The following is a 12,389-nucleotide window of genomic DNA, read 5'->3' as shown; positions in this document are numbered from 1 at the left end:
GCACTGTCAAAAAGGTAGGGGGCGCGCACACCGCGTTCTACGCGCGTCCTGAAGACGCCCTTGTGTGCTCCCTGCCGCCCTCGGGATAGTAGGCGCTGTTCAACGCCTTCCGGTTCGCGAGGTCCCCACAACCTCCCGGACCGACCCCCCACAGGAGGACGTGAGTTGAAGCACCGACGCATACCCAAGCGGCGTGCCGCCGTGGCCGGTGCGGGCATAGCCGCACTGGTGGCCGCGGGAGTCACCTTCCAGACTGCGAACGCCAGCGAGCCCTCGAAGGCCTCCGCGCCCGAGACCCTGTCGGCCGTGGCGGCCGGAAAGCTCGCCTCGACGCTCGGCAAGAGCCTCGGCGGCGACGCGGCGGGAACGTATTACGACGCGAAGGCGAAGAGCCTCGTCGTGAACGTCCTCGACCAGGCCGCCGCCAGGACCGTCGAGGCGGCCGGCGCCAAGGCGAGACTCGTGGAGAACTCCCTCGCCGAACTCGACGCCGCCCGTACGACGCTGACCAAGGACGCCACCATCCCCGGCACCTCGTGGTCGACGGACCCGGTGAGCAACAAGGTCGTCGTCACCGCCGACAAGACCGTCTCCAAGGCCGAGTGGGCCAAGCTCTCCAAGGTCGTCGACGGGCTCGGCGCCAAGGCCGAACTCAAGCGCTCGAAGGGGGAGTTCAAGCCCTTCGTCGCGGGCGGCGACGCCATCTCCGGCTCGGGCGGGCGCTGCTCGCTCGGCTTCAACGTGACCAAGGGCGGCGCGGCGTACTTCCTCACCGCGGGCCACTGCACCGACGCCATCAAGACCTGGTCGGACTCCGGCGGCAACCAGATCGGCCAGAACGCCGACTCCCAGTTCCCCGGCAATGACTTCGGCCTGGTGAAGTACACCGCCGACGTGGACCACCCGAGCGCGGTCGACCTCTACAACGGCTCCTCGCAGTCCATCACCCACGCCGCCGAGGCCACGGTCGGCGAGAAGGTGACCCGCAGCGGCTCCACCACCCAGGTGCACACCGGCACGGTCACCGGCCTGAACGCCACCGTGAACTACTCGGAGGGCACGGTCAGCGGTCTCACCCAGACCGACGTCTGTGCCGAGCCCGGCGACAGCGGCGGCTCGCTCTTCGACGGCGACGCGGCGATCGGCCTCACCTCCGGCGGCAGCGGCGACTGCACCTCCGGCGGCGAGACCTTCTTCCAGCCGGTCACCGAGGCGCTGTCGGCCGAGGGCGCCCAGATCGGCTGATCGTCGGCTCCGCCGGATGCGCGAAGTTGTGTGAAGTCCCGCCCCTGCGCGCGAGGGGCGGGACTTTCGCGTGCCGTGTCGCTCCGCGGGATGTGCGGTTGACTGTCTGCGGGTGTGTTCAATTCTGCGGGCGCGTTGTGGCTGGTCACGCGGTTCCCCGGACCGAGCCGCGTTTCCCTTGAAGTACGCGATCGACCGCGCCGCCCAGGTCCCGGCGCCGGGCGGCAGCGCGCCCGATCGCCTTCCAGAACGGCGGCAGCATGAGCGCGAGCGTTGCCGCCCCGACCGCCCCCACCCGCGGGTCGAAGGGTGAGCCGCGCAACCGGCCCAGCCGGGCCACCGTCTGCTCGACCGCGGCCTTGGGCGCCATGTCCTCACCGTCCGGGGTGGCGGACGTTTCCGCAGGTGGGGGAGGGGCGAACGGTTGTCGCACACTCGTTCGGTTTTTGGTCTATGGTGGAGGTGAGGCAGTCGGGAACTGATGTTCGATAATGGAGACGGCTCAGACAGCGGGAGGTGCGGATGCCTGGCTTCACCCATCTGCACACCGCCTCCGGATTCTCCCTGCGCTACGGCGCCTCGCATCCGGAGCGGCTGGCGGAGCGCGCCTCCGAGCAGGGCATGGACGCCCTCGCCCTCACCGACCGCGACACCCTCGCCGGCACGGTCCGCTTCGCCAAGGCCTGCGCCGGGGCGGGCGTCCGACCGCTGTTCGGCGCGGACCTGGCCGTGCAGCAGCCCGCCCGGCTGCGCGAGGACGATCCCGTACGGCGGGAGCGGCGCCGCACCCCCGTACGCGGCGGTGCCTTCATCGACGAGTCGACCCCCCGCGTCACCTTCCTCGCCCGGGACGGCGCCCGCGGCTGGGCCGACCTGTGCCGCCTGGTCACCGCGGCGCACTCCGCCGACGGCCCGCCCCTGCTGCCCTGGACCGACAACCGTGCCGACGGCCTGACCGTCCTGCTCGGCCCCGCCTCCGACGTGGGCCGCGCCCTCGCGGCCGGCCGCCCCGACCGCGCGGCCAGGCTGCTCGCCCCCTGGCGCGAGATCTACGGCGACGCCCTGCGCCTCGAGACGGTCTGGCACGGCCGCAAGGGCACCGGCCCCGGCTCGCTGCGCCTGGCCGCCCGCACCGTCGGCTTCGCCGCCGAACAGCGCATCCGCCCGGTGCTCAGCAACGCCGTCCGCTACGCCGACCCCGGCCTCGGCCCGGTCGCCGACGTCCTGGACGCGGCCCGCCGTCTGGTCCCCGTCGACCCGACGAAGGAGCTGGACTCGGGCGAGGCCTGGCTCAAGGGTGCGGGTGACATGCTGCACACCGCCGAGCGGATCGTCGAGGCCGCGGGCTACCGGCGCGACACCGCCCACCGGCTGCTGGAGCAGACGCAGGCGACGGCCGCCGAGTGCCTGGTCGACCCCGAGGACGACCTCGGCATGGGCGCCGTCCACTTCCCCGAGCCGCACCTCGTCGGCGCCGGCCGCCGCACCGCCCAGCGGGCACTGGCCTCGCGGGCGGCGGCCGGGATGGTGCTGCACGGCTACTCCGGCAGGCGCGCCTACTGGGAGCGGATGCACCGCGAGCTGGACATCATCGCCCACCACGGCTTCGCCTCCTACTTCCTGACGGTCGCTCAAGTGGTGGACGACGTACGGAAGATGGGCATCCGGGTGGCCGCCCGTGGCTCCGGAGCGGGCTCCCTGGTCAACCACCTCCTCGGCATCGCGAACGCCGACCCGGTCGAGCACGGGCTGCTGATGGAGCGCTTCCTGTCCAAGGAACGGGTCGTGCTCCCTGACATCGACATCGACGTGGAGTCCGCGCGCAGGCTGGAGGTCTATCGCGCGATCATCGACCGGTTCGGCGAGGAGCGGGTCGCGACGGTCTCGATGCCGGAGACGTACCGGGTCCGCCATGCGATCCGTGACGTCGGCGCGGCCCTGTCCATGGACCCGGCCGACATCGACCGCATCGCCAAGTCCTTCCCGCACATCCGCGCCCGCGACGCCCGCGCGGCACTGGAGGAACTGCCCGAACTCAGGGCACTGGCCGGGGAGAAGGAGCGCTACGGGCGGCTCTGGGAACTGGTCGAGGCGCTCGACGCCCTGCCGCGCGGAGTCGCCATGCATCCCTGCGGGGTGCTCCTCTCCGACGCGTCCCTGTTGAGCCGTACGCCGGTCATGCCGACCAGCGGCGAGGGCTTCCCCATGTCGCAGTTCGACAAGGACGACGTCGAGGACCTCGGACTGCTCAAACTCGATGTGCTCGGGGTGCGGATGCAGTCGGCGATGGCGCACGCGGTCGCCGAGGTGCAGCGGGCCACGGGGGAGCGGATCGACCTGGACGCGCTCGAGGGCGGCGACCCGGCGACGTACCGGCTCATCCGTTCCACCGAGACCCTGGGCTGCTTCCAGATCGAGTCGCCGGGCCAGCGGGACCTGGTGGGACGCCTGCAGCCGGCCACCTTCCACGACCTCGTCGTCGACATCTCCCTCTTCCGTCCCGGTCCGGTCGCCGCCGACATGGTGCGGCCGTTCATCGAGGCGCGGCACGGGCGGGCGCCCATCCGTTATCCGCACCCGGACCTGGAGGAACCGCTGAAGGGGACGTACGGGGTCGTCGTCTTCCACGAGCAGATCATCGACATCGTGGCCATCATGACCGGCTGCGGACGCGGCGAGGCGGACCGGGTGCGGCGCGGGCTGTCGGACCCGGAGTCGCAAGGCCGGATCAAGGTGTGGTTCGCCCAGCACGCGGCGGCGGCCGGGTACGACGCAGAAACGATTCGGCGGACCTGGGAGATCATCGAGGCCTTCGGCAGTTACGGCTTCTGCAAGGCGCACGCGGTCGCCTTCGCCGTGCCGACCTACCAGTCGGCGTGGCTGAAGGCGCACCACCCGGCCGCCTTCTACGCCGGACTGCTCACGCACGACCCCGGGATGTATCCGAAGCGGCTGCTGCTGGCGGACGCGCGGCGGCGCGGGGTGCCGGTGCTGCCGTTGGATGTGAACAAGTCGGCGGTCGCACACCGTATCGAACTGGTGTCTGAATCACCTGCCGTGTGGGGGCTGCGGCTTGCCCTCTCCGACGTGTACGGCATCAGCGAGGCCGAGGCGGCGCGGATCGCGGAGGGGCAGCCGTACGCCTCGCTGCTGGACTTCTGGGAGCGGGCGCGGCCGAGCAGGCCGCTGGCCCAAAGGCTGGCCCAGGTCGGAGCGTTGGACTCCTTCGGCGCCAACCGCCGTGACCTGCAACTGCACCTGACCGAGCTGCACCGGGGTGCCCGGGGTGCGGGCGGCGGTCAACTCCCGCTGGCGGGCGGCCGGAAGACGGCCTCGGCCGGGCTGCCGGACCTGTCGGAGGCGGAGAAGCTCAGTGCCGAACTGGGAGTGCTGTCGATGGACGCCTCGCGCAATCTGATGGATGATCACAGGGCCTTCCTCGACGAGCTGGGCGTGGTCTCCGCGCGCCGGCTGCGCGAGACCAGGCACGGCGAGACGGTTCTCGTGGCGGGCGCCAAGGCGGCCACGCAGACCCCGCCGATCCGCTCCGGCAAGCGTGTCATCTTCTCCACCCTGGACGACGGCACGGGCCTGGTCGACCTCGCCTTCTTCGACGACTCCCACGACGCCTGCGCCCACACCGTCTTCCACTCCTGGCTGCTGCTGGTGCGCGGGGTGGTGCAGCGGCGCGGTCCGCGCAGCCTCAGCGTGGTGGGCGCCGCCGCCTGGAACCTCGCCGAACTGGTCGAACTTCGCGCCGAGGGCGGCCTCGACGAGGTGGCGAAACGGCTGGCGCAGCCGCTGCCGGAGGGTGGCGGGGATTCGGCCCGCGGCCGGCGGATCCAACTGCCCACCGGATACGAGATGAACCCGTGGGCCGATCTGCGGCCGGCGGGCCAAGAGCCCTCACAGGTACGGAAGTTGTGGCACCAGAGCCCGGGGAGTGCGGGATGACCATCGTGTGCGTACGTTTCCAGCTGCCGCAGGCCTCGGAAGCCGCGCTGCCGGGGCTGCTCGGGCTGCTGGAGGAGTTCACCCCGGTCGTCCAGGCGCTGCCGCCGGACGCGGCGCTGGCCGATCTGCGGGGTGCCGAGCGGTACTTCGGTCGCAGCGCGGTCGAGCTGGCGGCGGTGATCCGGGTGCGCGCCCTCGCCCTGTACGGCGTCGACTGCGCGATCGGCGCCGGGCCGGGTCCGATGCTGGCCCGGGTGGCACTGGGTGCGGCCGGGCCCGGGCTGACCTGCGAGGCCCCCGGCGATCCGGACGGCATCGCGGAGTTCCTCGCGGACCGCCCGGTCACCGCGCTCCCCGGTGTCGGCGCGGCCACCGCCCGCACCCTGGACGAGTACGGCCTGGACACGCTCGGCCGGGTCGCCGCCGCACCGCTCTCCACACTCCAGCGCCTGATCGGTGCGAGGGCGGCCCGCGAGCTGCACGAGAAGGCGAACGGCGTCGACCGCGGCCGGGTCGTCCCGAACGCCGTCTCCCGCTCGCTCGCCGCCGAACGCCCCTTCACCCGCGACGAGTTGTCCCCGGACCGGCACCGCCGCGCGCTGCTCTCCGCCGCCGAGGAACTGGGCGCCCGGCTGCGCGCCCTGGACAAGGTCTGCGGCACGCTCACCCTCACCGCGCGCTACGCCGACCGCACCGCGACGACCCGCACCCGCACCCTGAAGGAACCCACCGCCCACTCGGCCGCCCTGACCAGGACGGCGTACGACATGTACGAGTCGCTGGGCCTCCAGCGCGCCCGCGTCCGCACCCTCGCCCTCCGCGCCGAGTCCCTCGGCCCCGCCGAACAGGCCTCCTACCAGCTCACCTTCGACCCGGTGGACGAGAAGGCCCGCCGCATCGAGGAGGTCGCGGACCGGGTACGGGCGAAGTTCGGACCGGAGGCACTGCGGCCGGGGGCACTGGCGGCATAGCCCTCAGTTGGCCCACGGGGGAGTGATGCGGGTGCCGTCGGCGAGCACCGCCTCCAGGCCGATGGACGTGGTGACCCAGGAGATCGCCGTCTGATCGGTGGGGTTCTCGACGCCGAGGGTCGCGCCGGGGTTGACGATGACCGTGTCGCCCGCGGTGATGCGTTCGGTGCGGCCGTCGAGGGTGATCAGCAGTTCCCCGATGAGGAGATGGAAGATCTCCTCACGATTGACCGTGTGCACCGGCGCCTTGGCCCCGGCGGGGATCTCACCGCGCCAGGCGCACAGTTCCTTGCTGCCGCCCCGCTCCGCTCGGGTGGTGCCGGTGAGGGGCGTGTTGTGCAACTGGCGTGCAGCGCAGCCGGCACCCACAGAGGTGGGCAGGATCCAGGCGCCGGGAAACGGGGCACGACTGAGCCCTCGGGGCCCGGAGTGGTGCGATTGAGGGCACCGCACCGCGGTCTCGTGAGCCACCCCGCAATGCCCTTGATGTATCGGCCCAGCCGCGCAGCGCGGTCGTACGGAAGGGCTACGCCGAGCGTCGCGTGCACCCCGTGGACGCCCGCGCCAGGTTGGTCGTGCTGACCGAGCAGGGGTGGGCCTGTACGCGGGCGGCGGAGGAGGCTGCCGCGGAGGTGGTGCAGGGGTGGAGTGAGGTGCTTGGTGAGGCTGGAGTGCGGGCGTTGGGTGGGCAGTTGGGGCGTATTGCGCCCTATGGGCCCATCCGGCCCGCCTGGTGAGGGTTCGGTGGCGGCTACTGGCGAGTCAGTTACCACTGGAAGTTTTTACTGACGCGTAACTTCACACTTGCACTACTCGCCCGTAACTTGACGAGTGAACAGCATCCTTCGTGATCCGGATCACAGGGCGTAAGGCCATCGCAACTCCCTTGAGCCGCAAGGAGATCACCCGATGCTGCCCTGGAAACGAGTGCTCAGACCCCTGACCGCGCTGCTGCTGACCGCCGCGGTCGTCACCGTCCCCGCCGCCACCGCAGCCCACGCCGACACGGCCGCCACCTCGTCGAGCGGCTGGAACGACTACTCCTGCAAGCCCTCCGCCGCCCATCCCCGACCCGTGGTCCTGGTCCACGGCACCCTCGCCAACTCCGTCGACAACTGGCTCGCCCTCGCCCCGTATCTGGAGGACCGCGGCTACTGCGTCTTCTCCTTCGACTACGGCCAGCTGCAGGGCGTCTCCGTCTTCTACGGCCTCGGCCCCATCGACAAGTCGGCGGAGCAGCTGTCCGCCTACGTCGACAAGGTGCTCGCCGCGACGGGCGCCGCCAAGGTCGACCTCGTGGGCCACTCGCAGGGCGGCATGATGCCCCGCTACTACCTCAAGTTCCTCGGTGGAGCCGCCAAGGTGAACGCCCTCGTCGGCATCGCGCCCGACAACCACGGCACCGACCTCGACGGACTGACCAATCTGCTGCCGTACTTCCCCGGCGCCGCAGACCTGATCTCCGCCTCGACCCCCGGGCTCGCCGACCAGATCGTCGGATCCGCCTTCCTCACCAAGCTCAACGCCGGCGGAGACACCGTCCCCGGCGTCCACTACACGGTCATCGCCACCAAGTACGACGAGGTGGTCACCCCGTACAGCAGTCAGTTCCTGAGCGGTCCCGACGTGCACAACGTGCTGCTGCAGAACCTGTGCGCACTCGACCTCTCCGAGCACGCCCTGATCGGGCTGACCGACCGGATCGCCTTCCACGAGGTGGCGGGCGCCCTCGATCCGGCGCACGCCACCGCCACCACCTGTGCGTCGGCGCTGAGCTGACGCACCTCTCGGGGCCTGTCCGACCTGAGCCGCCGGACAGGCCCCGCGCTCTTCGGCCCGGTCAGCGGCCGTGCCGTCCACGGCGGATCGAGGAGACCGAGAGGAACAGCGCCGCCGCACCGAGCGCGAGGGTGGCCGCGCCGCCGATGGCGAGGTACGAGGTGCCGGCGTCGGCGCCCGTCTCGGCGAGGTTCTCCGACGTCCCGGCGACCCTGGGCCCGTTGACCGCGGCGGCGGTCGGCGAGTCCGCGGAGGTGCTCGCGCCGGCGTCACCGTGACCGTGGTGCTCGACTGTCGACTTGTCGGCACCCGCCTCGATCTGCCGGTCCGAGGGGGCGGAGGCGGTCGGAGCCGGGGACGAGCTGCTCGGCGTACCACTGCCGCCGGTGCGACCGCCGCCGAAGCTCACGTCCGAGCAGGAGTAGAACGCCTCCGGGCTGTCCGAGCGCTGCCAGATCGCATACAGGAGCTGCTTGCCGGAGCGCTCGGGGAGCGTGCCGGAGAAGGTGTAGAAGCCGCCCGAGGCGACCGGGTCGGTGGCCGTCGCCACCGGGTGGTCGAGGTCCAGGTCGGACCAGGCCAGGGGGTGCGCCGGGTCGTAGCCGGCCTTGGTGACGTACACCTTGAAGGTGCCCTTGTGCGGGGCGGTCACGCGGTACTTGAAGGTGTACGGACCCGCGCTCGCCCTCGTCGCCGGCCAGTCGGCGCGGGCCAGGTCGAGCCCCTTGAACTCCTCGTTGTCCCCGCTGCACAGCCTGCCGTCCGGGATCAGCGTCCGGTGCCGCCCGTTCGCGTCGCCTATCCGGATGCCGTTCCAGTCGTAGAGCGCCTGGGTGCCGCCGGCCGCGACCGCCGCCCTGCACGCATCCGACTTCGGGCTCTCCGGGCCCTCCGCGTAGCACTGCGCCACCCGGCTGACCGGGTCGCCCATGGTGCCGTGCGCCGAGGCCGGGGCCGCGGCGAGGGCGGTCAGGGCGAGCGGGGCGACGCCGAGCACGGTGAGAGCGGCGACCTTGCGACGGCGTGCGGGCATGCGGAATCTCCTCGGAACGGTCCGGGTGCGATCAGAAGCTAGCCCCAAGAAACCGTGAAATCGCCTGCTGGAGGCGGGTGACGGAGATCCTTATGGTGCCGTTAAGGGAGTCCTCAGCCTGGGATCAGGTAATACCGTGCCCGGCATGACCGACGAGGAGATCCGGGCGGCCGTCGCCGCCGACGTACCGGCCGTGAAGGCCGTGACCGACGCCGCCTACCACCACTACATCGAGCGCATCGGGGTGGTGCCGCAGCCCATGGAGGCCGACCACGCGGCGAACGTGGCCGCGGGCCGGGTGTTCGTGACGGGGGAGCCCGTGATCGGTCTGGTCGTGCTGGAGGAGCGCACGGACCATCTGCACCTCGACAACATCGCCGTCCACCCCGAGGCGCACGGCAGGGGCGTGGGGCGACGGCTGCTGCAGTTCGTGGACGCACGCGCGCGTGCGCTCGGACTGCCCGAGGTCAGGCTCTACACCAACGCGATGATGTGGGAGAACCAGAAGATCTATCCGAAGTTCGGCTATGAGGTCGTCGAGCGGCGGGTGGACGGCCCCTACGACCGCATCCACTACCGCAAGCGGCTGGATTGACTTGACTGATGGGCTGGACCGGCTGTTTCAGCCGTCCGGCCACCACGTTCGTGCGATGTCCTTGCGGACCTCCGGGCGCCCGGAGGGGCGCTCGTCGGCCTCCTCGCGGACCTTGCGGGAGTCCGTCTTCGTCAGGGGCTTGTGCACGGTGGTGCGGCGCATGGCTGCCTCCTTCAGCGCCTACCGGGTTCCGCGTTCTCACGGAGGTAGACCCTTTCGGGGAGAGTGACTCATCGGTCGGGGTCTGTCTGTGGTGGCTGTCACGAATCGACTGTCAGTGGCGGGTGTCACTCTTGGGCGCATGACCAACGACAACGATGCGCTGAGCTGGGCGGCTGTGGACTGGGACGCGGAGGCCGCCTCCTTCGACGACGAACCGGACCACGGTCTGCGCGACCCGCAGGTGCGCCGCGCCTGGGCGGAGCGGCTTCGCTCCTGGCTGCCGGAGCGGCCGAGCGACGTCCTCGACCTCGGCTGCGGCACCGGAAGCCTGTCGCTCCTCGCATCCGAGCAGGGACACCATGTGACCGGAGCGGACGGCTCCCCGGCCATGGTCGGCCTCGCGAGAGCGAAGCTCGCCGGACGTGACGCGGCGTTCCTGGTCGGTGACGCGGCGGCGCCCCCGGTGGGGGAGCAGCGCTTCGACGTCGTGCTCGTACGGCATGTGCTGTGGGCGCTGCCCGAGCCCGGCCGGGTCCTGCGGCACTGGCGGGAGCTGGTGCGCCCAGGCGGCCGGCTAGTGCTGGTCGAGGGCGTGTGGGGGACGGTCACGCCGGTCGGCATACCGGCCGGCGTGCTCACCGGCCTCCTGACACCGCTCGCCGCCGAGGTGCGGCTGGAACAGCTGTCGCAGGACGCGCAGCTGTGGGGGAAGGAGGTGACGGACGAGCGGTACGCGGTGGTGGCGCTGGTGTGAGCCCTCACGCCAGGAGCGCGTCGAAGCCGCCCTCGCGGGCCAGCGACTCCAGCTCGTCCAGGGCGGCGACGGCGGCGGCCGCGGCCTGAGGGTCCGTCGCCGCCAGGCCGCTCTCGGCGAACTCGTCCTCGTCCAGCCGGAGTACGTCCTTGCCGTCGGCGGAGTGCCACAGGTCCAGGTCGAGGTCCTCGACGACCAGTTCCGTGCCGGAGAGCGTGGCCGGGCGGGTGACGTCGCAGTACCAGCCCTTCAGGGTGCCCTCGGAGTTCCTGACCTCCTTCACGGCGTACCAGCGGTCGCGCCAGTAGTACTCCGTGAAGACGTCGCCCTTCTCGAAGCGGACGAACCCGAAGTCCCGGACGCCGTCGCCCGCCCAGGGCGCACGGACGACGACGCGCGTACCGTCGTCGCCCAGCAGCTCCGCGGCATAACGGATCTTCGTCCGGCCCGCCTTGACCAGGACGACGTCCAACTGCCGTGTCATGTCAGGCGAGTTCGCGGACATACCGCACCTCCGATGCGCAGATCTCGTAACCGAACCATTTGTTGATCCCGAGCATGGGCCCGTTCCCGGTGTCGTTGCCCGTGAGCGCCACCGTGTATCCGGCGGCGCGGGCGCGGTGCAGGGAGTCGTTCTTGGCGAGCTTGGCCAGGCCGCGGCCGCGGTAAGGGCGGGCGGTGCCCGTCATGGCGGTGGCGTAGCGGCCGGTGGCCGCGTCCGTCCAGGCCAGGCTGAACGCGGCCGGGTGGCCCTCGACGAGCGCGATCGTGGTCAGCTCCCGGTCGAGCAGCGGGTGCTTCCAGATCTCCTCGACCCAGGTCTCGTAGTCGGTGAGCTCGGCGTCGACATCGCTCGGTTCGTCCGAGGTGGTCGCCGCGTCCAGCTCGAACAGCGGGCGCGGATCGTCCGCGAAGTCGGCCGCGGAGCGCAGCTCGACGCCCGGCGCCGGCGACTGGAGCGGCGGGAGCGCCCCGCCGGTCAGATCGAGGCGGAGGAAGTGGGCGGAGCGGCTCGCGCGGTAGCCGCGCCGTTCGGCGAAGGCCCGGTTGGCGGGCTCGTCCAGGACCCAGGCGAACAGCTTGGTCGCGCCGTGCCCGGCCAGGTGCCGCTCGGCCGCGCGGACCAGGAGATCACCGGCGCCGCGGCGGATGCGGTCCGGGTGCACATAGATGTTGAGCATGCCCTGGCCCGGCTCCGGGCTGTCGTACGCCAGTTGCACCTGGGCGGTGCCGACGACCTCGCCGTCCTCCTCCGCGACCAGGGATCTGAAGCGGGCGTCGGGGTGGGTGTGGGCGAGGTTGTGGACGATGGCCTCGGGGGTCCACAGGATGTGTGGGAGGGCCAGATGGCGGACATGGGCGAAGGCCTCCACCTCGGCCCGGTCCTCGGAGCGGAGATCGCGCACGGTCACTGTCATTGGGCGCACGCTACGGGGAAGGGACACCCGGATGCCTCTCATTTTCGGGCCGGTGCGGGACAATCGGCAGCGTGACCTTGAAGATCCACATCGACGACAGTGCCGCGCCGTACGAGCAGGTGCGGGCGCAGATCTCCGAGCAGGCGCGGTCGGGGGTGCTGCCGGTGGGCTACCGGCTGCCGACCGTGCGGGGGCTGGCCGAGTCGCTCGGACTCGCGGCGAACACCGTCGCCAAGGCGTACCGGGCGCTGGAGAGCGACGGGGTGATCGAGACCCGGGGGCGCAACGGTACGTTCGTCGCTGCCGCGGGCTCGGCGGCGGAGCGGGAGTTGGCCCTGGCGGCCCAGGCTTACGTGGAGCGGGCTCGGCGGCTGGGGGTGGGGGAGGAGGCGGCGCTGGCCGCCGTGCGGGATGCCCTGCGGGCGGCTTACGGGGGGTGAGCGGTCCCCCCCGGGGGTATTCACTGCGGCCGGCCCGT

At 71.6% G+C, this 12,389-nt stretch carries 13 protein-coding genes and 1 pseudogene; 8 read left to right on the top strand and 6 right to left on the bottom strand.

The annotated features are described in order from the left end of the window. Positions 1 to 165 precede the first annotated feature (165 nt). Positions 166 to 1,245, top strand: a complete 1,080-nt coding sequence (locus ACIBW9_RS29620) for a S1 family peptidase (protein WP_398960098.1) — start codon at positions 166 to 168, stop codon at positions 1,243 to 1,245. A 145-nt stretch (positions 1,246 to 1,390) separates the two neighbouring features. Here ACIBW9_RS29620 and ACIBW9_RS29615 read toward each other — a convergent pair whose 3' ends face one another. Then, positions 1,391 to 1,615, bottom strand: a complete 225-nt coding sequence (locus tag ACIBW9_RS29615; protein ID WP_398960097.1) for a hypothetical protein — start codon at positions 1,613 to 1,615, stop codon at positions 1,391 to 1,393. A gap of 152 nt (positions 1,616 to 1,767) precedes the next feature. Here ACIBW9_RS29615 and ACIBW9_RS29610 point away from each other — a divergent pair, with 152 nt between their 5' ends. Together ACIBW9_RS29610 and ACIBW9_RS29605 are read left to right on the top strand one after the other, a co-directional pair. Then, positions 1,768 to 5,199, top strand: coding sequence for a DNA polymerase III subunit alpha (locus tag ACIBW9_RS29610; RefSeq protein WP_398960096.1), 3,432 nt, complete (start codon positions 1,768 to 1,770; stop codon positions 5,197 to 5,199). Beyond that, positions 5,196 to 6,170 (top strand): DNA polymerase thumb domain-containing protein, encoded by a 975-nt coding sequence (locus ACIBW9_RS29605; protein WP_398960095.1) that lies wholly within the window; start codon positions 5,196 to 5,198, stop codon positions 6,168 to 6,170. The genes ACIBW9_RS29610 and ACIBW9_RS29605 overlap by 4 nt, the downstream gene beginning before the upstream one ends. Positions 6,171 to 6,173: 3 nt before the next feature. Here the strand turns inward: ACIBW9_RS29605 and ACIBW9_RS29600 are convergent, their stop codons facing one another. Next, positions 6,174 to 6,512, bottom strand: a complete 339-nt coding sequence (locus tag ACIBW9_RS29600; protein ID WP_398960094.1) for a cupin domain-containing protein — start codon at positions 6,510 to 6,512, stop codon at positions 6,174 to 6,176. A 170-nt stretch (positions 6,513 to 6,682) separates the two neighbouring features. On the opposite strand from ACIBW9_RS29600, the pseudogene ACIBW9_RS29595 reads away from it, so the two are divergent. Further along, positions 6,683 to 6,907, top strand: a pseudogene (locus ACIBW9_RS29595) (MarR family transcriptional regulator); the annotation flags it as partial. A 172-nt stretch (positions 6,908 to 7,079) separates the two neighbouring features. Further along, on the top strand, positions 7,080 to 7,949 hold the full coding sequence (locus ACIBW9_RS29590) for an esterase/lipase family protein (protein ID WP_398960093.1): 870 nt from the start codon (positions 7,080 to 7,082) through the stop codon (positions 7,947 to 7,949). A 61-nt stretch (positions 7,950 to 8,010) separates the two neighbouring features. Here ACIBW9_RS29590 and ACIBW9_RS29585 read toward each other — a convergent pair whose 3' ends face one another. Then, entirely contained in the window at positions 8,011 to 8,982 is a 972-nt protein-coding gene (locus ACIBW9_RS29585; RefSeq protein ID WP_398960092.1) for a lytic polysaccharide monooxygenase, read from the bottom strand. A 145-nt stretch (positions 8,983 to 9,127) separates the two neighbouring features. Between ACIBW9_RS29585 and ACIBW9_RS29580 the strand changes: the two genes are divergently transcribed. After that, complete coding sequence (locus ACIBW9_RS29580; RefSeq protein ID WP_398960091.1) at positions 9,128 to 9,577, top strand: GNAT family N-acetyltransferase; 450 nt, start codon at positions 9,128 to 9,130, stop codon at positions 9,575 to 9,577. A 27-nt stretch (positions 9,578 to 9,604) separates the two neighbouring features. Here ACIBW9_RS29580 and ACIBW9_RS29575 read toward each other — a convergent pair whose 3' ends face one another. Further along, the gene (locus ACIBW9_RS29575) at positions 9,605 to 9,739 is read right to left on the bottom strand and encodes a hypothetical protein (RefSeq protein WP_398960090.1); all 135 of its coding nucleotides are present in this window, start codon (positions 9,737 to 9,739) and stop codon (positions 9,605 to 9,607) included. 139 nt (positions 9,740 to 9,878) lie between these two features. Between ACIBW9_RS29575 and ACIBW9_RS29570 the strand changes: the two genes are divergently transcribed. Further along, on the top strand, positions 9,879 to 10,493 hold the full coding sequence (locus ACIBW9_RS29570) for a class I SAM-dependent methyltransferase (RefSeq protein ID WP_398960089.1): 615 nt from the start codon (positions 9,879 to 9,881) through the stop codon (positions 10,491 to 10,493). Between the two features lie 4 nt (positions 10,494 to 10,497). Here ACIBW9_RS29570 and ACIBW9_RS29565 read toward each other — a convergent pair whose 3' ends face one another. Together ACIBW9_RS29565 and ACIBW9_RS29560 are read right to left on the bottom strand one after the other, a co-directional pair. Beyond that, a complete protein-coding gene (locus ACIBW9_RS29565; protein WP_398960088.1) occupies positions 10,498 to 10,998 on the bottom strand; it encodes a DUF402 domain-containing protein in 501 nt (166 codons plus the stop codon). Next, entirely contained in the window at positions 10,979 to 11,911 is a 933-nt protein-coding gene (locus ACIBW9_RS29560) for a GNAT family N-acetyltransferase (RefSeq protein WP_398960087.1), read from the bottom strand. Before ACIBW9_RS29560 ends, ACIBW9_RS29565 begins: the two co-directional genes overlap by 20 nt. 71 nt (positions 11,912 to 11,982) lie before the next feature. On the opposite strand from ACIBW9_RS29560, the gene ACIBW9_RS29555 reads away from it, so the two are divergent. After that, a complete protein-coding gene (locus ACIBW9_RS29555; protein WP_398960086.1) occupies positions 11,983 to 12,351 on the top strand; it encodes a GntR family transcriptional regulator in 369 nt (122 codons plus the stop codon). Positions 12,352 to 12,389 lie beyond the last annotated feature (38 nt).

It is taken from the genome of Streptomyces sp. NPDC049541 (genome assembly GCF_044465725.1).
Taxonomy (GTDB): Bacteria; Actinomycetota; Actinomycetes; order Streptomycetales; family Streptomycetaceae; genus Streptomyces.
The sequence above is the reverse complement of the archived record's forward strand: the minus strand, read 5'-3'. Positions and strand labels throughout refer to the sequence as shown.